19 protein-coding genes are annotated in these 19,808 nt (G+C 71.0%); 10 read left to right on the forward strand and 9 right to left on the reverse strand.

The features are described 5' to 3' along the window. Positions 1–2: 2 nt before the first annotated feature. The 3 genes from ABIA32_RS29470 to ABIA32_RS29480 form a co-directional block, all read right to left on the reverse strand. Positions 3–443 carry a hypothetical protein gene (locus tag ABIA32_RS29470; protein WP_370102009.1) on the reverse strand — a complete coding sequence of 147 codons (441 nt, stop codon included), beginning with the start codon at positions 441–443 and terminating at the stop codon, positions 3–5. 49 nt (positions 444–492) lie between these two features. Beyond that, complete coding sequence (locus tag ABIA32_RS29475) at positions 493–2,388, reverse strand: AAA family ATPase (protein ID WP_370102104.1); 1,896 nt, start codon at positions 2,386–2,388, stop codon at positions 493–495. Positions 2,389–2,937: 549 nt separating this feature from the next. After that, positions 2,938–3,531, reverse strand: a complete 594-nt coding sequence (locus tag ABIA32_RS29480; RefSeq protein WP_370102012.1) for a uridine kinase — start codon at positions 3,529–3,531, stop codon at positions 2,938–2,940. Positions 3,532–3,729: 198 nt separating this feature from the next. Between ABIA32_RS29480 and ABIA32_RS29485 the strand changes: the two genes are divergently transcribed. The 4 genes from ABIA32_RS29485 to ABIA32_RS29500 all read left to right on the forward strand — a co-directional run bounded on the left by ABIA32_RS29485 (position 3,730) and on the right by ABIA32_RS29500 (position 8,433). After that, positions 3,730–4,890, forward strand: a complete 1,161-nt coding sequence (locus tag ABIA32_RS29485) for an acyl-CoA dehydrogenase family protein (protein WP_370102015.1) — start codon at positions 3,730–3,732, stop codon at positions 4,888–4,890. A 144-nt stretch (positions 4,891–5,034) separates the two neighbouring features. Next, on the forward strand, positions 5,035–6,105 hold the full coding sequence (locus ABIA32_RS29490; protein ID WP_370102018.1) for a hypothetical protein: 1,071 nt from the start codon (positions 5,035–5,037) through the stop codon (positions 6,103–6,105). Positions 6,106–6,233: 128 nt separating this feature from the next. Continuing rightward, positions 6,234–7,298: a hypothetical protein gene (locus ABIA32_RS29495; protein WP_370102107.1), complete on the forward strand. Its 1,065-nt coding sequence runs from the start codon at positions 6,234–6,236 to the stop codon at positions 7,296–7,298. A 34-nt stretch (positions 7,299–7,332) separates the two neighbouring features. Further along, positions 7,333–8,433, forward strand: coding sequence for a phosphotransferase family protein (locus tag ABIA32_RS29500; protein WP_370102021.1), 1,101 nt, complete (start codon positions 7,333–7,335; stop codon positions 8,431–8,433). 49 nt (positions 8,434–8,482) lie between these two features. Here ABIA32_RS29500 and ABIA32_RS29505 read toward each other — a convergent pair whose 3' ends face one another. Beyond that, a complete protein-coding gene (locus ABIA32_RS29505) occupies positions 8,483–8,860 on the reverse strand; it encodes a hypothetical protein (protein ID WP_370102024.1) in 378 nt (125 codons plus the stop codon). A 152-nt stretch (positions 8,861–9,012) separates the two neighbouring features. Between ABIA32_RS29505 and ABIA32_RS29510 the strand changes: the two genes are divergently transcribed. The 4 genes from ABIA32_RS29510 to ABIA32_RS29525 all read left to right on the forward strand — a co-directional run bounded on the left by ABIA32_RS29510 (position 9,013) and on the right by ABIA32_RS29525 (position 13,997). Then, a complete protein-coding gene (locus tag ABIA32_RS29510) occupies positions 9,013–9,456 on the forward strand; it encodes an Lrp/AsnC family transcriptional regulator (protein WP_370102026.1) in 444 nt (147 codons plus the stop codon). 60 nt (positions 9,457–9,516) lie between these two features. Next, positions 9,517–11,160, forward strand: a complete 1,644-nt coding sequence (locus tag ABIA32_RS29515; RefSeq protein WP_370102029.1) for an amidohydrolase — start codon at positions 9,517–9,519, stop codon at positions 11,158–11,160. A gap of 520 nt (positions 11,161–11,680) precedes the next feature. Further along, positions 11,681–13,261, forward strand: coding sequence for an apolipoprotein N-acyltransferase (gene lnt, locus ABIA32_RS29520; RefSeq protein WP_370102032.1), 1,581 nt, complete (start codon positions 11,681–11,683; stop codon positions 13,259–13,261). Positions 13,262–13,487: 226 nt separating this feature from the next. Next, entirely contained in the window at positions 13,488–13,997 is a 510-nt protein-coding gene (locus tag ABIA32_RS29525) for an FxsA family protein (RefSeq protein ID WP_370102035.1), read from the forward strand. Between the two features lie 66 nt (positions 13,998–14,063). Here the strand turns inward: ABIA32_RS29525 and ABIA32_RS29530 are convergent, their stop codons facing one another. From ABIA32_RS29530 to ABIA32_RS29540, 3 genes are all read right to left on the reverse strand, one after another. Further along, positions 14,064–14,438 carry an RNA polymerase-binding protein RbpA gene (locus ABIA32_RS29530; RefSeq protein WP_037606142.1) on the reverse strand — a complete coding sequence of 125 codons (375 nt, stop codon included), beginning with the start codon at positions 14,436–14,438 and terminating at the stop codon, positions 14,064–14,066. 200 nt (positions 14,439–14,638) lie between these two features. Next, complete coding sequence (locus ABIA32_RS29535; RefSeq protein ID WP_370102039.1) at positions 14,639–15,994, reverse strand: MFS transporter; 1,356 nt, start codon at positions 15,992–15,994, stop codon at positions 14,639–14,641. Then, on the reverse strand, positions 15,991–16,779 hold the full coding sequence (locus tag ABIA32_RS29540) for a glycerophosphodiester phosphodiesterase (protein ID WP_370102109.1): 789 nt from the start codon (positions 16,777–16,779) through the stop codon (positions 15,991–15,993). The genes ABIA32_RS29535 and ABIA32_RS29540 overlap by 4 nt, the downstream gene beginning before the upstream one ends. 146 nt (positions 16,780–16,925) lie before the next feature. Here ABIA32_RS29540 and ABIA32_RS29545 point away from each other — a divergent pair, with 146 nt between their 5' ends. After that, the gene (locus ABIA32_RS29545) at positions 16,926–17,375 is read left to right on the forward strand and encodes an SRPBCC domain-containing protein (RefSeq protein ID WP_370102042.1); all 450 of its coding nucleotides are present in this window, start codon (positions 16,926–16,928) and stop codon (positions 17,373–17,375) included. After that, positions 17,372–17,716 carry an ArsR/SmtB family transcription factor gene (locus ABIA32_RS29550; protein ID WP_370102045.1) on the forward strand — a complete coding sequence of 115 codons (345 nt, stop codon included), beginning with the start codon at positions 17,372–17,374 and terminating at the stop codon, positions 17,714–17,716. The genes ABIA32_RS29545 and ABIA32_RS29550 overlap by 4 nt, the downstream gene beginning before the upstream one ends. Positions 17,717–17,736: 20 nt before the next feature. Here the strand turns inward: ABIA32_RS29550 and ABIA32_RS29555 are convergent, their stop codons facing one another. Together ABIA32_RS29555 and ABIA32_RS29560 are read right to left on the reverse strand one after the other, a co-directional pair. Beyond that, entirely contained in the window at positions 17,737–17,943 is a 207-nt protein-coding gene (locus ABIA32_RS29555) for a DNA-binding protein (RefSeq protein WP_370102047.1), read from the reverse strand. A 165-nt stretch (positions 17,944–18,108) separates the two neighbouring features. After that, complete coding sequence (locus ABIA32_RS29560; RefSeq protein WP_370102050.1) at positions 18,109–19,650, reverse strand: amino acid permease; 1,542 nt, start codon at positions 19,648–19,650, stop codon at positions 18,109–18,111. Between the last annotated feature and the right edge of the window lie 158 nt (positions 19,651–19,808).

Consider the following 19,808-nt stretch of genomic DNA (forward strand, 5'->3'; position numbering starts at 1 on the left):
TGTCAGAAGACGGGTCCGGTGGCCGCTGCCCAGTGGCGCCGGATCCGTTCGAGTTTGGCGGCGAACTCGGGGTCGTGGCCGTTCGTCGAGTCCAACGGGGCGGAGAGCTTGACGCGCTTGCCGTTGCTGAGCATGGCGTAGATGAAGGTGTCCGACCCACGGTAGGTGGTCGTCCGGGTCTCGAAGCCGGTGATCCGGGACCACGGCTGATGGCGCCGAGTCAGCAGGGTTCCCGTGGTCAGGCCCTTCGCGTCGAGTCTCGTGTGCCCGCTGGAGATGTTGAGCGTCATCGGGGCGACCAGGAAGCCGGACACCAGCAGTGGCGTCGGTCCGCCCCAGCGCAGCAGAACGGCTGCCAGGCCGACGGTGCCGGAGAGCGTGCAGGCCGCCGTCCAGATGAGCAGCACGCGACGCTGGGAGAGGCGGAATTCGATGGTGTCCACGGCGGGACGATAGTCGCCGGCCGTGCGCAACGGAACACCCGGTCCCGGGTCAGCGTCCGTCGATGAGTTCGCCGTAGGCCTGCAGGACGTCGGGGAGGCGGAGGGCGGCGAGGTCCTGGCGGGTCGGGGGGTCGGCGAGGACGGACAGCCGGAGGTCGCGGTAGGCGCAGGACTTCTCGTAGAGGGTGCGCATGAAGCGGCCGTTGCCCAGGTCGTCGATCCAGCCCTCGCGGACGACGTGGGCGCAGATGGAGCGGAGCTCCTCCAGCGCCTCCTCGTCCCAGAAGTCGCCGTCGCCGGTGGCCAGCGACTGGCCGATCGCCGCCAGCTCCTCGGGGCGGTAGCTGGGGAAGTCCACCCGACTGGTGAAGCGCGAGCTCAGCCCGGGGTTGGCGGCCAGCAGGCGGTTCATGCCCTCCGGATAGCCGGCCAGGATCACCACCAGCCGGTCGCGGTTGTCCTCGGCCCGCTTCAGCAGCACTTGGAGTGCCTCGTCGCCGTAGGCGTCGCCCTTGGAGTAGCCGGAGTTGGCCAGGCTGTACGCCTCGTCGATGAACAGGACGCCGTCCAGTGCCGAGTCGATCAGCTCGTTCGCCTTGACCGCCGTCTGTCCCAGGAACTCGCCCACCAGGTCCGCGCGTTGGGCCTCGACCAGGTGGTCGCCGCTCAGCAGGCCGAGCGCGTAGAAGACCCGGCCCAGGATCCGGGCCACCGTCGTCTTGCCGGTGCCGGACGGGCCTGAGAAGACGAAGTGGCGCTTCGGCGGCTGCACCGGCAGCCCCTGATCGGCGCGCAGCTGCGCCATCCGCAGCTGCGCGGAGAGCGCGAGGACCTGGCGCTTGACCGGCGCCATGCCGACCATCCGGTCCAGCTCCGCGAGCGCGGCCTCCAGTCGCTGCTGGTCGGGCTGGACGGTCGTGCCGGGCGGCAGCGGCGGCGCGTCCGGCGCGGTCGCGCGGTGGCGGGCGCCGACGGAGGCCGGACGGCTCGTCTCCTCGGCCTCCGGCTCGTCATCGTCGTCGTCCGGCTCGTCGTCGTCCCCGGTGTCGTCCTCCTCATCCTCGTCCGCCAGCGGGAAGCCCGGCAGCGGGTCGTAGAAGACCGACTCCAGTGGCCCTTCCAGCGCGTCGAAGGGTGACGACGTCGGCTCGGTGGGCAGCGCCGGTCCGCCGCCGCTCACGTGGCGGGGCCGGTGCAGGCCCGGCTCGGGCGGAGCCTCCAGCAGGGCCGGGTCGACGCCGTCCTCCGCGGTGATCGCGGCGAGCCGGGCCGAGGTGTCCATGAAGCCGGGATCCACCCGGTGCACGGCCCGGTAGAGCGAGAGCGCCGCCGCGCTGCGGCCGACGCCCTCGTAGGCGCGGGCCAGCCAGTAGCGCAGCTCCTTGCGCTGCGGCTGCTCCGAGCGGCAGCGGGCCAGCGAGGTCGCCAGCGGCAGCTCGGCCTGGCCGCACATGTCCAGCCGGACCCTGGCCATGCCGCTGAAGAGTCCCGCCTCGATGCCGAGCAGCGGATCGTCCAGCAGTCCGTCCGTGTCGCGGATCAACTGCTCCCAGTCCTTGGTGAGATAGGACCGGCAGGCGTGCAGGAAGCGGACGGCGTTGTCCCGCCCGGGGGTCGGGCACTCGGCCAGGGCCTGGTCCAGTTCCGGCAGATGGCGGCCGTCCAGCCAGTGCGAGGCGTGCGCGAGGGCCAGATCCCGCTCGTCCTCCAATAGCGGCTGCACCCACCACCCCAGCCAGTACCAGGAACTGAGCGGCCTTCGGTGTCGCCGCCGCTGCTCGCCGAAGCGCTCGCGGTGCCGGTGCATGGCCAGCAGGGCGACGGAGGTGTCCGAGCGGAGCGCGTGCAGGCCGAGCCAGGCGTCGGCCATGCCCGGGTCGAGCCGGACCGCAGCTCGGAACTCCTCCTCGGCGCGGGTGTACGCGCCGGCGCCGTAGGCGTCCATCGCCCGCAGCCAGGCGCGATCGGCCAGGCTCCGGGACCGCCTGTCGCCGTTGTCCTCTGTCCCCACCGCTCTGCCCCCTGCTGTGCCGCGTCCCGCTGCCCAGCTGGTGGGCCGACCCGGGAGGCCTGCAGACGCCGCACTTTGACGGTCCGTGAGCACACGGGGCCAGGCCCCCGCGCTCATGGGGGCATCGTACCGGGGTCTTGCTGATCCGGAAGAGTGCCGTGCGGCCGTATCGGCTGGTGGGGACACGGACAAAAGACGGACACAAGCGGCGCCCGGGATTCCGGCAGTCACCCGCAGTCACGGCGGTGGCGTGGGCCAGAGCGGACGGATGGGCCGGAAAAGGACGAGCTGCCGGCCACGGGGGAACGGCCGGCAGCTCGTGTCTTCGGGGGCGCGATCACAGTGCGTCGCGCTGATGAGAACGTAGTTGCTGCCAGGGCCGCAGGTCAAGGGCCGATTGTGGGCGGCTCTGCGGCGAGGAACCGCAGGAAGAGCCGCCATTCATTGGCTCCGGGACAGGCTACGTGCCCCACGCTGTTGTGATTACGCCGCGTGAGCGAATAGCTCCCCGGTTGTTCCGCTCACCAGGAAATCGGCGAAGGGCCGGCTGGGATCGGCACGGAAGTGGGCGGACTGCTCCCCGATCCACCGCGCCCAGAACTCGGCGAGCTCCGGACCGTCCCGCCGCTCGCCGCGGGCGCGGGCGCTCTCCGCGTCCACATCCATCCACAACAGCGCGGCGAGCCAGGGCCGGATCGCCCGCCGTCCGGCGCCCACCCCCTCCAGGATCAGGAACGGGGGAGCGGCTGCGATCTCACGGACGGAGTCGAAGTGTGCCGTGTTCCAGTCGTAGACACGGTGGCGCACCGCCCGGCGCTCCGCCAGAGGGGTGACGACCTCGTCCAGCAGCCGCTCGGTCCAGTCGAAGAACTGCTCGTGGGTCGCGAGGTCGTCCAGATGCACAACGGGTGCGTCGCCGAGCGCGTCGCCGAGTGCGGCGGCCAGGCGCGCGGCCAGGCGCGCGGCGAAGGTCGTCTTTCCTGAGCCGGCGTAGCCGTCGACGGCGATCAGGCGCGTCGCGCCGCAGGACGGCCCGGTGGCGGCGAGCTGTGACGCGAGTGAATCCAAGGTGGGCATGATGCATCGAGCCTAACCATTTCCGACCGGCGGCGGTCGGGCGCTCCGCGCCTGGTGGTGCGCGACCCGACGGGGCGGGGCATACTTCCTGCGCACCCTGTTAGCGCGCGTTCACTGCGATCCAGTGGGCGGCGCCCGCGTCCGAGACAGCGCCCCGACCGGCGGCGCCCCGCTCCGAGACCAGGAGGCCGAGCCGCGATGACCGCGTCAGCGACCAAGCCGGTGGACCGCCGGCTCCCCACCGAGGAGGCGCGCGGGCTGCTCGCCCTCACCCGGGACCTCGCCGACCACGAGGTGCGCCCCCGGGCAGCCGAGGAGGAGGCGTCCGGCACGTTCCCGCGCGAGCTGTTCCGCACGCTCGGCCGGGCCGGCCTGCTGGGCCTCCCCTACGACGAGGCCCACGGCGGCGGCGCCCAGCCGTACGAGGTCTACCTCCAGGTCGTGGAGGAGCTGGCCGCGGCCCGGCTGACGGTCGGTCTGGGGCTCAGCGTGCACACCCTCTCCTGCCACGCGCTCGCCAACTTCGGCAGCGAGGCGCAGCGCGACCGCTGGCTCCCGGACATGATCGGCGGTGAGCTGCTCGGCGCCTACTGCCTCTCCGAGCCGCAGTCCGGCTCGGACGCCGCCGCACTGCGCACGCGCGCGGTGCGCGAAGGCGAGGTGTACGTGGTCACCGGGACCAAGGCGTGGATCACGCACGGCGGCGTCGCCGACTTCTACAGCACGACGGTGCGCACGAGTGACGACGGCTCGCACGGCATCAGCGTGCTGCTGGTACCGGGCGACACCCCCGGCGTCTCGGCTGCCACCCCCGAGCGCAAGATGGGCATGCAGGGCTCGCCCACCACGCAGCTCCTCTTCGACGGCGCGCGCGTCGCCGCGGACCGGCTGCTCGGCGGCGAGGGCGACGGCTTCGGCATCGCGCTCTCCGCACTGGACTCAGGGCGTCTCGGGATCGCCGCCTGCGCGGTGGGGGTTGCTCAGGCCGCGCTGGACTACGCCGTCTCCTACGCGCGCGAGCGCGAGCAGTTCGGCCGGGCCATCGCCGACTTCCAAGGCATCTCGTTCATGCTCGCCGACATGGCGACGGCGGTGGAGGCCGGCCGCGCCCTCTACCTCGCCGCCGCGCGTCGCCGCGACGCCGGGCTCTCCTTCGGCACGGAGGCGGCGATGGCCAAGCTCTTCTGCACGGACGCGGCGATGCGCGTGACCACGGACGCGGTCCAGGTACTGGGCGGCTACGGCTACACCCGGGACCACCCGGTCGAGCGCTACATGCGCGAGGCGAAGGCGCTGCAGATCGTGGAGGGCACCAACCAGATCCAACGCCTCGTGATCGGCCGCGCGTTGACGCGCTGAGATGCGCAGCTTGACAATGCGCGGCAAGCTGGTAAGAGGATGAGTCATCGTCACGGACGTGCTTGAATTGAGCACAATCTTTCATGGCATTCAGCCTTCGGGATCCACAGAAGTCGAGGTGGTGCCCGAGAAATTGAGGTTGCCATGTCTCAAGGCAAGGATGAAGCGACCAAGGACGAAGCGAAGCCGGCCGGAGAGACGAGAAAGAGCAAGCGCGAGCTCAAGCACTTCGCCACCTCGCGTTGGCGCGTCTCCTGCGCGACACGCTCGGCCTGGATGATCAATGCCGCCCGGATGGCCGTGGTCGATCGGGGCGGTAGCTTTCAATCGGACTGGAGTCTCGTGGAGGGCAGCGACACCAAGCTGAGGATCTTGTACGGCGGCGTCGTGGAAAACGCAGAGAAATCCAGTCGGGCCGCCCAGGAGAACGGACTGCAGTTCTGGCTGTATCCCGGATACGCCGATGCTGCCATCTCAAATATGCATGCTGCAGACTCCGCTCTTGTCGCCCTGTTGCCGGATGCCATGTTCCGAGGAGAACTTCCGAGGATCCGGGAGACGATCGAGGACTACCTGCCCGCGGATGACGCCAGGCGCAAATTCGTTGAGAGCTACGGCCTGCCGCCTGATCCCCAAGAGATCCCCGCGGCCGCGCGCCATCAGATCGAGTCTGCCCTCCGAGGGGCGTATGTGGCCCATGGATTCACACGTGGTCGCCTGCGAACATTCAACAACATTCTCCTGGTGGCGTCCTTCGTGCTGCTTGCACTGACGGTGCTGCTGGCCCTCCTCGATGCCAACTGGCCGTCCGATCTGACGTGTGCGAAGGTCACCGCCAAGCAGATGGTCTGCCCACTGGGGCCCAGCAGGAATCGAAGCGACATCTTCATCGTCGAGCTCATTGGCGCAGCGGGCGCCGCGGTAGCTGCCATCGTTTCACTGTCTCGATCGCAGCGAGTTGTCGACCCCTACATGGTTCATGCGGCACAAGCCATTTTGAAGGTCTCGCTCGGCGGCGTGACGGCCATCCTCGGTTTGCTTCTTCTGCTTGCGACACCTGGTGTGCACTTGGACTCCCAGTGGCAGATTCTGGGCTATGCGGCGATTTTCGGGTACTCGCAGCAGATCTTCACCCGCCTCATCGACACCAAGGGCGACGAACTCCAGAGAGCGGCTTCTCCCACGGCCAAGCAGGAACCTTCGCCGGACAACTGACCCCTGAGTCTGGCCTCCTCGACGGGAGCTGACGTACCGTCAGGTCACGTGATCCTGCCGAGGAGGCCTGCGTGACGTTCCGCCCCGTTCCCCTGGACGAGTACCCCGTGCACCAGGTGCCGCTTTCGATGCGGCACGTCGCCACCGGCGACCGCAACGCGTACGACCGCTGCATCTTCCACGTCCTGGACCACAGCGGACGCGCCCTGCTCATCGCCGGTCTCGGCGTCTACCCCAACGCCGGCGTCATCGACGCCTACGCCACCCTCAAGGTCGGCGACACCCTGCACGCCGTCCGGGCGTCCGACGCGCTGGGCGAGGACCGGATGAGGCTGGAGGTCGGCCCGCTGCGGATCGAGGTCGTCGAGCCGTTGCGCACCCTGCGGCTCGTGTGCGACGGCGGGCCGGACGAGCTGTCGCTCGACCTCACCTGGCAGGCCGAGTTCCCCGCCGTCTGGGAGCCGCACCACGTCGGGCACACCGGCGACCGGCTCACCCTCGAAGGCCGGCGCTTCGTCCAGGCCGGCGGCGCGAGCGGCTGGATCCGCGCCGGGGGAGTGGAGTACCGGGTCACGCCCGAGGAGTGGACCGCGACCCGCGACCGCAGCTGGGGCGTCCGGCCGATCCCCGGTGAGCAGCCGGGCCGCGCCGCCGAGGAGCACCGGCCCGAGGGCTTCCACTGGGTCTGGTGCCCGATCCGCTTCCGCGACCGCTTCGTCATGGTGATCCTCCAGGAGGACGCGAATGGCTACCGCACCCTCAACGAGGCCGTCGTCGTCCGGCCCGAACCCGACGGCCACCCCGACGAGCAGCTCGGCCGGCCTCACGTCGACATCCGCTACGCCTCCGGCACCCGTGTGCCCGAGCGCGCCGTGCTTCACCTCGCCGACGCCGCACGCAAGCCGCTGGAGATCCACGCCGAACTGCTCGGAGGCACCCCGCTCGCCGTCGGCGCCGGCTACCCGCCCGCGCAGGACTGGCAGCACGGCACCTGGCAGGGCCGCGGCTGGGTGGACCGCCGCAGCTACGACCTCACCGACGCCGCCGATCTCGGCCTCGCCGCGTACGGCGTGACGGACCACGCCGCCCGCTTCACCCTCGACGGCGAAATTGGCCACGGCATCTTCGAACACGGCAGCTTCGGCCGCCATGATCCCAGCGGATTCGCGGACTTCTCCTCCGTCGCCCCCTGATCCCGCAGACACCTACCGGAGGAGGAGCCCCGCCATGGCCACCCCCAGCACGCCCCGCCCGCGCACCAGTACCCGCGATCCCGAGCAGCTGCGTGCCCGCCTCACCGACTGGATCGACGGCTGGCTGCCCGGCGCCACCGCCACCGGGCTGACCGTCCCTCAGTCCAACGGCATGTCCAGCGAAACCGTCCTGTTCGACCTGCTCCACGCCGACGGCCGGGTCCAGCCCTGCGTGCTGCGCCTCGCCGCCGACCCGGACGCCTACACCGTGTTCCCCCGGTACGACATGGCGCGCCAGTACCGCTGCATGGAGCTGGTCGCCGCCCACACCAAGGCCCCCGTCCCGCGCCTGCTGCGGCTCGAGACCGACCCGGCGGTGCTGGGCGCACCCGGCTTCCTGATGGAACGCGTCGACGGCCGCGTCCCACCCGACGTCATGCCCTACACCTACGGAGGCAACTGGCTGCACGAGGCGAGTGACGCCGAGCGCGCGGAGCTTGAGCGGGCCAGCGTCGCGATCCTCGCCGAGCTGCACACCGCGCCCGTCGCCGAGGCCGCCTTCCTGCGCTCGAGCGCGGCGGGGGAGACCCCACTGCGGCAGCACGTCAACGAACAGCGCGCCTACTACGCCTGGGTCGCGGCCGGGCACCCGGCCTCACCGCTGATCGAACGGGCCTTCGCGCGACTGGAGCAACTGTGGCCGGCAGACGAGGGCGAGACCGTACTCAGCTGGGGCGACGCCCGCATCGGCAACGTCATCTACCAGGGCTTCACCCCGGCCGCGGTGCTGGACTGGGAGATGGCCGCGCTCGGCCCGCGCGAGCTCGACCTGGGCTGGTTCGTCTTCCTGCACCGCTTCTTCCAGGACCTGACCGTCGCATTCGGCCAGCCGGGCCTGCCCGAGTTCCTGGACCGGCAGCGTGTGGTGGCCCAGTATGCGCAGGCGAGCGGGCACACGCCGCAGGACCTGGGCTTCTACACGCTCTACGCGGCGCTGCGCCACGCGGTGGTGATGCTCAGGATCGGTTACCGCCAGATCCACTTCGGCGAGGCGCTGGTGCCCGCGGACCCGGACAAGCTGATCATGCACCGGGACACCCTGGAGGCGATGGTGGAGGGGCGGTACTGGAACTGAACCGGGGTCAGCCGAGGCGAGCCGGGCTGAAGCCCCTGGCGTCAGCCGCTCAGCGGTGCAGCGGCAGCGAGCCCGGGCCGCCGACGTGGGAGAACGGCTGCCGGCGCCAGTCCAGAGCGGCGGGCAGCGTGAGGAACTCGGCGAGTGAGGGCTCGGTGTCGAAGCCCTGGTCCTCCTCGTAGTCCGCGTCGTCGAGCCAGCGGCCCGAGCCCTGGCAGAGGGCGGCGGAGAAGGGGTGCCACGGGGTGATGACGACGGCGTGCTGCGGGAAGCGCTCCTCGTTGTCCAGCACGGCGATCGGCCGGTGGCAGTCGGGGCAGAGGAACCGGGTGATCTCCCAGGTCTCGCCCTCGCCCGGGTCCGAGCCCGGCATTCTCAGCGACTCAACGGGTTCGACGACAGCACTCAGCTGTTCGACAACAGTCATGTGAACTCCCCCTGGAGCAGGCACGCGGACCTCGGTGGTCGCGACCATAGCGAGCACTTCCCCTGCGCGGCATCCGATAATCCTGGTCACCGGCCTGTGATCGGCTGAACGCTGTGTCCTTGCTCACACCGTGCGTCGGATAGGTTGTCCGGGTGGAGGATCTGGACCGACAAATCGTGCAGCTGCTGGTTGCTGACGGACGCATGAGCTACACCGACCTGGGCAAGGCCACCGGCCTGTCCACCTCGGCGGTGCACCAGCGGGTCCGTCGGCTCGAGCAGCGCGGCGTGATCCGCGGCTACGCCGCGATCGTGGACCCGGACGCCGTCAGCCTGCCGCTGACCGCGTTCATCTCGGTCAAACCCTTCGACCCGAGCGCCCCGGACGACACCCCGGAGCGGCTCGCCGGAATCGAGGAGATCGAGGCCTGCCACAGCGTGGCCGGCGACGAGAACTACATCCTCAAGGTGCGCGTCGCCGCGCCGGGGGATCTGGAGGACCTGCTGGCGCGGATCAGATCGGCGGCCGGGGTCTCCACCCGGACGACCGTCGTGCTGAGCACGCCGTACGAGGCCAGGCCGCCCCGGCTGAAGTGAGTTCGCCTGCCCTCAGGGGGCCGGTGAGTGGGCCGGACGCAGTCTCATACAGTGGACCGCATGACCGCCGCCGCACCGCTCTCCGCCCTCGCCGACACTGCCGCGCGCACGATCCTGCTGCGCGGCGGCGACGTCTACAGCCCCGCCGACCCCTTCGCGACGGCGTTGCTCGTCCAGGATGGTGTGGTCGCCTGGGTCGGCGAGGAGGGCGCGGCCGAGAGCTACGCGCGCGACGCCGAGCTCGTCGTCGACCTGCAGGGCGCGCTGGTCACCCCGGCGTTCGTCGACGCGCACGTGCACGCCACCTCCACCGGCCTCGCGCTGACCGGGCTCGACCTCACCGCCTGCCCGAGCCTCGCCGAGGCGCTGCGCCGCATCCGCGCGTTCGTCGCCCGTAACGCCGACGCCGGTCGGGGCGGCGTCCTGCTCGGGCACGGCTGGGACGAGACGAAGTGGCCCGAGCGGCGTGCCCCCAGCCTCGCCGAGCTTGACGAGGCCGCCGCCGGGGCCGCGCTCTACCTCTCCCGCACCGACGTGCACTCGGCCCTGGCCTCCTCCGCGCTGCGCGCCCTGGCCGGACCGGAGCTCGCCGGTTCGGCCGGGTACACCCCCGAGGGCCCCCTCAGCCGCGCCGCGCACCACGTCGTGCGCGCCGCCGCCCTCGGCCACCTGACGCCCGCGCAGCGCGACGCCGCGCAGCGCGCGACGCTCGACCACGCGATGACCCTCGGCATTGGCGCCCTGCACGAGTGCGCCGGACCGCAGATCTCCTCCGAGGCCGACCTCAGCGCGCTTCTGGAACTGGCCGCTTCGAACCCCGGACCGGAGGTCTTCGGCTACTGGGGCGAGCTCGGCGCGGTCGACGCCGCCCGTCGCCTGGGGGCAGTCGGCGCCGGCGGCGACCTCTTCATCGACGGCGCGCTCGGCTCCCACACCGCCTGCCTGCACGACCACTACAGCGACGCCGAGCACACCGGCGCCGCCTACATCAGCGCCGCGCAGATCGCCGACCACGTCGCCGCCTGCACCGAGGCGGGTCTCCAGGCGGGTTTCCACGCCATCGGCGACGGCGCGCTCTCGGCCCTGGTCGAGGGCGTGCGCGCGGTCGCCGACAAGCTCGGACTGGAGCGCGTCCGCGCGCTGCGCCACCGCGTCGAGCACGCGGAGCTGCTGACACCCGCCCAGATCGCCGCCTTCGCCGAGCTGGGCCTGACCGCCTCCGTCCAGCCGGCCTTCGACGCCTTCTGGGGCGGCGAGGAGGGCATGTACGTCGACCGCCTGGGCGCCGAGCGGGCCGGGACGATGAACCCCTTCGCGGCGCTGCTGCGCGCCGGGGTCCCGCTCGCCTTCGGCTCCGACGCGCCGGTCACCCCGCTGGACCCGTGGGGCACCGTCCGCGCCGCGGCCTTCCACCGGACGCCCGAGCACCGGATCTCCGTGCGAGCCGCGTTCACCGCCCACACCCGCGGCGGCTGGCGTGCCCTCGGCCGCGACGACGCCGGCGTGCTCGTGCCCGGCGCGCCCGCCTCGCTCGCCGTCTGGGAGCCGGGCGAGCTCGTCGTCCAGGCACCGGACCAGCGCGTCGCGAACTGGTCCACGGACCCGCGCAGCGGCGTCCCCGGCCTGCCGGACCTCACCCCCGGCCGCGAGCTGCCCCGCTGTCTGGCCACGGTCGTCAACGGCCGCGCGGTCCACCTCGCCTAGGAGGGTACTGAAGCCTTCCATCGTCCACGGACCAGGACGGCGGCGTCCGGATACCGCCGAAAGAAGGGTTGGGCGGCGGCCGCTCGGAGTCGATGCGCACGCGTCTGACCTGCGAAAATATCTCGTTCTCGCAGGTGGGACCACGGTTGACAGGCGGCCAGCGCGGGCGAGTAGGTTCGTCGTCGTCCACCTCACAGCAGCCCCACGCCAAACCCGGGACCGCCGCTGGCAGGCAGCCAGGTCCAGCGCTGCCGGACCGGGGAGCGTGGGCGCCGACGGGTCCGCGGACCCCTGTCGGCGGGTGGGACCCGGGCTCGGCCCGGACGCTCAGTAGACAACGGCTTCTGGTCGATCCGCAGCCAGCGGATCCCGAGTCGGACCGAAGAGTGTCCGGGCCGTACCCGTTCGGCCGGGCGGCGTCACACCGGATGTCGAAAGCCCCACTCTCACCAGGCCTTACCGGCAGGTTGTACCGTCTTCCCACAGCCCATGGACCATCTGCTGCGGATTGGCGGCGAGCGTGACCTTGACCCTGGACTCCGAGGACCGCGTGGAGGCCGAGCCGCCCGCGCGACCCTCGCGTCTCGCCCGGATCCGCGCCGGTCTGCCGCGTACGGGCCTGGCGGCGCTCTGTGGCGGCCTGCTCGCGCTCTCCTTCCCCTCCGCAGGGATCTGGCCGCTGTCCTTCGTCGCGGTCGCCGGGCTGAGTCTGCTCACCTACCGGCGCACGGCGCGCCAGGCGGCGTGGACCGGGCTGGTCTTCGGCGCGGCGTTCATGCTCTGGCTGCTGTTCTGGATCGGCGTCATCGGCTACGACGTCTGGGTGCTGCTCTCGGTGGCCGAGACGCTCTTCCTGGGGCTGATGGGCGCCGGGCTGGCGCTGGTCTCCCGGCTGCGGTTCTGGCCGCTGTGGACGGCCTGCCTCTGGGTCGCCCAGGAGTGGGCGCGGGACCGCGTACCGCTCGGTGGCTTCCCGTGGGGTCGGTTGGCCTTCGCGAACACCTCCTCGCCGGTCACCCCGCTCGCCGCCCTCGGCGGCGCGCCGCTGGTCACCTTCGCGGTCGCGCTGAGCGGCGCGCTGCTGGCGGCGGGCGTGCTGGCGCTGCGCGCGCGGGGCCGCCGGGCTGCGGTCGCCTGCGCGGCGGGCGCGGTCGCGCTGGGCGTGGTCGGCTACGCGATCCCGCTGCCGACGGCCGGCGACACGGCGGGCGGCCCGGCGTCGGCGCAGATCGCCGTCATCCAGGGCAACGTCCCGCACGCGGGCATGGACTTCCTCGGCCGCCCGATGCAGGTGCTGCAGAACCACGTCGCCGCGACGGACGACCTGCTGGCCAAGGTCGCCGCGGGCAAGCTGCCCAAGCCCGAACTGATCGTCTGGCCGGAGAACTCCTCCGACGTCAACCCCTACCTGACCCCCGAGGCCTACGCGCTGATCGACGGCGTGACGAAGCGCGCGGGCGTCCCGCTGCTCGTCGGCGCGCTGGTGGACGGCCCGGACAGCCAGCACGTGCTGAACGAGGGCATCGTCTGGGACCCGAAGACGGGTCCCGGCGCGCACTACACCAAGCAGCATCCGGTGCCGTTCGGCGAGTACGTGCCGTTCAGGTCGATCCTGATGAAGTACATCACCCGCCTACAGCGGGTGGCCCGCGACTTCTACCCCGGTGACAGGACCGGCATCCTGACGGTCGGGCCGGCGAAGATCGGCGACGTGATCTGCTTCGAGGTGGCCTACGACGGCATCGTCCGCGACTCGGTGACCAAGGGCGGCCGCGTACTGGTCGTGCAGACAAACAACGCCACCTACGAGTACACGGACCAGCCGGACCAGCAGTTCGCCATGTCCCGCCTGCGCGCCGTCGAACACGGCCGCGCGGTGGTCATCGCGGCGACCAGCGGCATCAGCGCGATCATCGCGCCGGACGGCTCCGTCCTCCAGCGCACCCAGCTCGCGACCCGCGCGGAACTGGAGGCGAGCGTCCCCCTCCGCGACGGCTTGACCCTCGCCGACCGGGTGGGGGCAGCGCCGGAATGGGCCCTGGCCTTCCTGGGCCTTGGAGCGTGCGGCTTCGCAGTCTGGCGCCGACGGAAATTGCACTGAAGGGGCGCGACAGGTCACGACGTAGGGCTCGTTGCACTTCCTCAGGGGCGCGAGGAACTGCGCGACAAGCCACCCCAGGTGGTGAGTCCCCGAACGAGCAGGGCCATCCGCACAGGGTGGTTCCTCGCGCAGTCCCTCGCGCCCCTGGGGAAGTGCAACGGAACACTCGTCTGACCTTGCACGTTGTGCTGTTGAAGACACGACCCAAGGAAAGGGCGCAGCAAACGTGCGCGGCTCACGCATCAAGCGGTTTCTCCCCCTGCTCGTCGCAGCGTACGTGCTGCTGGAGTTGTGGATCGTCGTGGAGCTCGCCCATCTCCTCGGCTGGCTTCTCGTGCTCGCACTGCTGGTCGGCGGCGCCGTCCTCGGCGGGTGGGTGATCAAGCGCGCCGGGCTGCGCGCCCTGCGGGCGACCACCGCGGGCCGGCTGCCGGAGGGTGACGCCCGCACCGCCGTGTCCATCGCCGGAGGCGTCCTGCTGATCCTGCCGGGCTTCCTCTCCGACGCAGTCGGCTTGCTCTGCCTGCTCCCGCCGGTGGCGAAGAGCCTCCAGCGCATCCCCATGCGCCTGCTGCGCCGCGGCCCCCTCGGCGACGCCGTCCGGCTCCAGGAGCAGATGCGCATGCACCGCCCCGACGGCAAGGTCGTCCGGGGCGAGGTCATCCACGAGGACGGCCGCCCCTACGACTACTCCCACCGCGACGACGAAGGCCCTTACGGGGAGCTCAAGAAGTAGCCGAGCAACGCGACGAGGCCCCGGCTCCCCCTAGGGGGAGCCGGGGCCTCGTCGTCAACTCGGCCGTTAAGCCGACTTGCGCGCGTCGCGCGGATGGACCGCGAGGTTCATGCCACCAGAGCGCAGCACCGCCAGGCGTTCGGCGAGCACCTCCTCCAGCTCCTCGCGGGTGCGCCGTTCCATCAGCATGTCCCAATGCGTCCGGGCCGGCTTTGCCTTCTTCTCCTCCGGCTCCTCGCCGTCGATCAGCATCGCCTCGCTGCCGCAGAACCGGCATTCCCACAGGTGCGGGATTTCGGCCTCCACAGAAAACGGCACCTCAAAGCGGTGTCCGTTCTGGCATGCGTACTCGACGGTCTGGCGGGGAGCCAGATCGATACCGCGGTCGGTCTCGTAGCTGGTTGCCCCGAGTCGCGTGCCGCGGAGAGCTCGCTCACTCATGAATCGTGCCTCCCGGGCTCCTGGCCCACAGGACTGGATGTCGCTGTCTTCGTCGGTCCGTACAACGTGCGGCAACCGTCGAAGATTCCCGCAGTAAGCGCGCGACTTCCGTCGCGCCGAACCTGTTTGTACCCACCTGCGTCCGATTTGTCACATCTGGAGGCCAATATCACCCTCGGTTGATCCATCGTGTCAGGCAGTCACGAAATCGCGGGCACCGGATTGCCCACGGCCTCGATCGCCCGCCGAACGGGAACCAGCAGCAGCAACACAAATCCGATCGCGAAGAAGACCAGCAGCGAGATGATCGCCACCCGGTAGCTGCCGGTCAGCTGGTACGCGAGGCCGAAGACCAGCGGACCCATCCAGCTCGTGCCGCGGTCGCTGATCTTGTAGAGGCTGAAGTACTCCGCCTCCCGCCCCGCCGGGATCAGGTGCGAGAAGAGCGAGCGCGACAGCGCCTGGCTGCCGCCGAGTACCAGCCCGATCGCCGCGGCCAGCGCGTAGAACCAGCCGGGTTGGTGCGCCGGCATGACGTAGCCGAAGGCGAGCGTGACCACCCAGGCCACCAGTGAGCCCAGCACGGTCCGCTTCGCGCCGTAGCGGCGGGCGATCCGGCCGAGCAGCAGCGCGCCGCCGATGGCGACGATCTGCACCAGCAGCACGCCGCTGATCAGCGTGCCCTGCTCCATGCCCAGCTCCTCGCTCCCGTAGAGGGACGCCTGCGAGATCACCGTCTGGATGCCGTCGTTGTAACAGAGGAAGGCGACCAGGAAGAGCAGCGTCAGCGGGTACTGCCGCATCGCACGCAGCGTCCCGGCCAGCTCGCGCAGGGTGCCGCCCGCGTGCTCGTCCACCGGACGCTCGACCGGCGCCGTCGCGGGACGCCGCGGCAGCCGCAGCATCGGGAAGATCGTGAACCCGGCCCACCACAGTCCCGCCGAGGCCAGGCAGAGCCGCACCGCCGTGCCGGTCGAGAGACCGAGCGCGGTGTGGCCCGAGTAGAGCGCGAGGTTGACGATGAGCAGCAGTCCGCCGCCCGCGTAGCCGAAGGCCCAGCCCTTGGACGAGACCGCGTCGCGGTCGTCCGGCGCGGCGAGCCCCGGCAGGAAGGAGTTGGCGAGGGCGGCTGAGACCGCGTAGCAGATATTGGCGACGACCAGCAGCGCCCCGCCGAGCAGGTAGCGGTGACCGCCGAGGAAGAACATCCCCAGCGTCGCCGCCGCGCCCACGTACGCGAAGACGCCCAGCAGCGTCCGGTGGCGACCGGTACGGTCCGCCGCCGCGCCCGCCAGCAGCATCACCACCACGGAGAGCAGGACCGAGGCTGAGACCGTGTACGGGAAGAAGGAGCCGGCCCGCACCGGAATGCCCAGCGGGTGGACGTCGCCGTGTGCGTCCGCCGCCTTCTTGGCGATGTCGGTGAGGTAGGGGCCCAGGAAGACCGTGAGCACGGTGGCCGCGAAGGCCGCGTTGGCCCAGTCGTTGAGGTACCAGCCGAGCTGGGCCCGCTTGAGGTCCGGACGCTCGGTGGTGGCGGGTGCAGAAGTGATCAAATCCAGGCTCCGCGCTCGATCAGGACATCGCGCAGGACGTCGATGCGATCCGTCATGATGCCATCAACACCGAGGTCGAGAAGAGCACGGATAGGTTCCGCTTCATTGACCGTCCAGACGTGCACCTGGACGCCGAGTGCGTGCGCGGTCTCCAGGAAGGCCCGGTCGACCAGCGGCACGCCCACGCCCGGGATGCGCTCCGGTACCTGGACGCAGATCGACTGTCTGCGAACGGCGCGCGCGAGGGGCGCGCGACCGCCCGTCAGCGCCCTCAGCTTGACCGCGGCGACGCCGCGCGGCCCGGCGGAGGTGGCCAGCCGCGGCCCCGCCGCGGCGCGGACGGCGGCCAGGCGCGCGTCGGAGAACGAGCCCGCGCAGACCCGGTCCCACGCGTTGGTGCGGCGCACGGCGTCGACGAGCGGGCGGACCGCGCCGGCGGCCTTCACGTCGATGTTGAACCGCACCTCGGGGAAGGCGTCGAGCAGCTCCTCCAGCGTGGGGATCGCCTCCCGGCCGCCGATCCGCGCGGCCGAGACGGTACGCCAGGGGAGCGCGGCGACCGCGCCCGTGCCGTCGGTGACCCGGTCGAGCCGCTCGTCGTGGAAGGCGACGAGCACGCCGTCGGCGGTGGCGTGGACGTCTGTCTCCAGATAGCGGTAGCCGAGCCGGACCGCCCGTTCGAACGCGGGCATCGAGTTCTCCGGTCCGCCGAGCGTGCCGCCCCGGTGGGCGAAGGCCAGCGGGCCGGGGTGGTCCAGGTACGGATGGCGGGCGGGAAGGGTGATCACGGGCAGCAGTATGCCGGGTCGGGGAGCGGAGGCGCTCTCCCGGAAGACTCGTTGTGCAACCCATGGGTTGCACAACGAGGGAGCGTGTGCAACCCTGGAGTTGCATCCAATAGCCGAAGTGAACGAAGTGAAGGAGCTCTCCTATGAGCGAGGACAGGATCGAACGCGAGACGCTGATCGCGGCTTCCCTTGACCGGGTCTGGTCGCTGGTGGCCCAGCCGGGTTTCTGGGTCTTCCCCGACCCGGCGGACGTGGCCGGCACCGTGGCCGTCGAGGGCGAGACGACAGTCGGCAAGCACCCCGAGTACGGCACCTTCCCCGTGCGGGTGGAGAAGGTCGAGCCGCAGTCGTACCTTGCCTACCGCTGGGCCAGCGCGTTCCCCGGCGAGGAGCTGCGCGAGGGCAACAGCACCCTGATCGAGTTCACGCTCGCCCAGGAGGGCGACCAGATCAGGCTCCGCGTCGTCGAGAGCGGATTCGCGGCGCTGGCCGGCTCGGAGGAGCTGCGCGGCAAGGCGGTGCAGGACAACACCGGCGGCTGGCAGCAGGTGATCGCCGAGTTCAAGAAGCGCGCCGAAGCGACGTACGGGTGACGGAAGAACCACGCGCGGCGGTCGACAGCGTCCTCGCCGCGCTCGCCGACCCGACCCGGCGGCAGCTGCTCGACCTCCTCGCGGCGGACGGCGAGGCCACCGCCACCACCCTGGCCGAACGCCTGCCCGTCTCGCGCCAGGCCGTGGTGAAGCACCTCGCCGTCCTGGACGCGGCCGGGCTGGTCGTCGGTACGCGCGTCGGCCGCGAGGTCCGCTACGCGGTGCGGTCTGCGGCACTTGACGCTACGGCGCGCTGGATGGCGGCGCTTGCGTCCGAGTGGGACCGACGCCTGGCGACCCTCAAGCGCATCGCCGAAGCGCCGGAGCGCGAGGGGGAGTAGCGGTCAGGCCGGCTGCGAACTCAGCCGGCCAGCCCCATGCCCCGCCCTGACAGGGCGAGTTTGAGCAGCCGCAGGGCTTTGGGGCCGACGCCGGGCAACTGTCGGAGTTCCGCCTCAGGGACGCCGTCGAGGTCCGCGAGGCGGTGGTAGCCGGCCGCGCCGAGGGCGAGGCGGGCCGAGGGCGACAGTCCCACGGGGAGGTCCGTGGCCGGTTCGTCGCTGCTCATGCGGTCCTTCCTGGCGCGAGCGGGCAGGCCCCGATGCCTGTCGGCCGGTTCGTACCCGCTCGCGAGCCGGGTCTCACCCCGCATGGCTACTGATCCCCGCCGGTGAGTCGGTTCCCGCCTGGACGACTCACCGGCGGCGGCTGGTGCCCGCTCCCGCCGCCGGTCTCACCCGGCGCTGAGGTCGCGCTCCACGGCGGCCAGCTCCTCCGGTGTGCCTTGGACGCGTGGGCCGGTGAACCACTTCCTGGCTGACAGCGCCCACCAGCCGCCCGCGAAGCCGAGCACGATCAGCACCGCGATCGGGGCGTAGTTGAACGACACCCAGTTCACCGGGTTGGCGGTCGGCAGCATGAACAGCACGGTGATGAACGCGACCCAGACCACCGCCGCGATGCCGATCGGGCGGCTCCAACGTCCCAGCTGCCACGGGCCCGGCCGGAAGCCCTTGCCCAGGCGCAGACGCAGGAACGTCGGGATGACGTAGGCGATGTAGAGCCCGATGACCGAGATCGAGGTCACCGCCTGGTAGGCCGTGAGGTTCCACAGATACGGCAGTCCGAGCAGGAACGCGCCTGCCACCGCCAGCCAGACGCCGTTGGTGGGCGTGCGGGTGCGCGGGTTGATCCGGTGCCACAGGCGGGAGCCTGGCAGCGCGCCGTCACGCGAGAAGGCGTAGATCATGCGGGAGTTGGCCGTCACCGAGCTCATGCCGCAGAAGAGCTGTGCGCCGATCGCCACGAGCAGCAGCAGCTTGCCGCCGGTCGCGCCGACGGCGTCGAGGAAGATCTGTGCGGGCGCGACACCGGTCGCGCTGTTGACCTCGCCAGAGTAGTCCTGAATGGCGAAGGTGAGGCCGATCAGCAGCACCCAGCCCGCGATCAGCGAGACCACGATCGACATCACGATGCCGCGCGGACCGGAGCGGGCCGCGTCGCGGGTCTCCTCGGTCATGTGGGCGGAGGCGTCGTAGCCGGTGAAGGTGTACTGCGCCATCAGCAGGCCGATCGCGGCGACGTAGAGGGCGCTGCTCCAGCCGGTGTTGTTGACGAAGTGCGTGAAGACGAAGCTCGCCGACTGGTGGTGCTTGGGCGTGATCGCCAGTGCTCCGACGATCACGACGACGCCCACCACGTGCCACCAGACGCTGACGTTGCTGAGCAGGGCCACGATCTTGACGCCGAAGGTGTTCAGCGCGCCGTGGACCACCAGCACCAGGCCGAAGATGAGAATCGTGTGGCCGGGCGTGGCCTTGTACCAACCCTGGAGGTCGAGAAGGGCGTTGATGAACTGCGCGGCGCCGAAGTCGATGCCGGCGGTCACCGCGACCTGCCCGAGGAAGTTGAACCAGCCGGTGAACCAGGACCAGGCCGCGCCGTTGTCGGGTGAGAGCTTGGCGGCCCAGTAGTAGAGACCACCGGCGGTCGGGTAGCTGGAGCAGACCTCGGCCATCGCCAGGCCGACCAGCAGCGTCATGAGTCCGACGAAGGGCCAGCCCCAGACGATGACGACGGGTCCGCCGGTGTTCATGCCGGTCCCGTAGAGGGTCAGGCAGCCGGAGAGGATCGAAATGATGGTGAAGGAGACGGCGAAATTGGAGAAGCCCGACATGCTGCGGGCCAACTCCTGTGCGTAGCCGAGCTCGTGGAGGCGTTGTTCGTCCGAGGGTGCGGCCTCGGGGATGAGCGCGGATGACTCTGGGGACGACATGCGCACCTCTGGTCTCTCTGGGTGCGGACCGCTCAATGGTATGAACGCAGTCCATTGGCGCACTATTGAGCACCTGTTCGGGTGGTGCCGTCAAGGGGGTGCGCGAACGGTGCGGCTGCCGTCCAGGCCCAACCGGACCACGGCTTTCGGGCCGACGC

This window comes from Streptacidiphilus sp. MAP12-20 (assembly GCF_041262525.1).
Taxonomy (GTDB): Bacteria; Actinomycetota; Actinomycetes; order Streptomycetales; family Streptomycetaceae; genus Streptacidiphilus.

Coding starts and splice junctions, on each gene's coding strand:
- ABIA32_RS29485 (WP_370102015.1), top strand. CDS start 3,730: ATGACCGCGTCAGCGACCAAGCCGGTGGACCGCCGGCTCCCCACCGAG.
- ABIA32_RS29545 (WP_370102042.1), top strand. CDS start 16,926: ATGAGCGAGGACAGGATCGAACGCGAGACGCTGATCGCGGCTTCCCTT.
- ABIA32_RS29515 (WP_370102029.1), top strand. CDS start 9,517: ATGACCGCCGCCGCACCGCTCTCCGCCCTCGCCGACACTGCCGCGCGC.
- ABIA32_RS29475 (WP_370102104.1), bottom strand. CDS start 2,388: ATGGACGCCTACGGCGCCGGCGCGTACACCCGCGCCGAGGAGGAGTTC.
- ABIA32_RS29530 (WP_037606142.1), bottom strand. CDS start 14,438: ATGAGTGAGCGAGCTCTCCGCGGCACGCGACTCGGGGCAACCAGCTAC.
- ABIA32_RS29495 (WP_370102107.1), top strand. CDS start 6,234: ATGCGGCACGTCGCCACCGGCGACCGCAACGCGTACGACCGCTGCATC.
- ABIA32_RS29500 (WP_370102021.1), top strand. CDS start 7,333: ATGGCCACCCCCAGCACGCCCCGCCCGCGCACCAGTACCCGCGATCCC.
- ABIA32_RS29505 (WP_370102024.1), bottom strand. CDS start 8,860: ATGACTGTTGTCGAACAGCTGAGTGCTGTCGTCGAACCCGTTGAGTCG.
- ABIA32_RS29490 (WP_370102018.1), top strand. CDS start 5,035: ATGTCTCAAGGCAAGGATGAAGCGACCAAGGACGAAGCGAAGCCGGCC.
- ABIA32_RS29480 (WP_370102012.1), bottom strand. CDS start 3,531: ATGCCCACCTTGGATTCACTCGCGTCACAGCTCGCCGCCACCGGGCCG.
- ABIA32_RS29560 (WP_370102050.1), bottom strand. CDS start 19,650: ATGTCGTCCCCAGAGTCATCCGCGCTCATCCCCGAGGCCGCACCCTCG.
- ABIA32_RS29555 (WP_370102047.1), bottom strand. CDS start 17,943: ATGAGCAGCGACGAACCGGCCACGGACCTCCCCGTGGGACTGTCGCCC.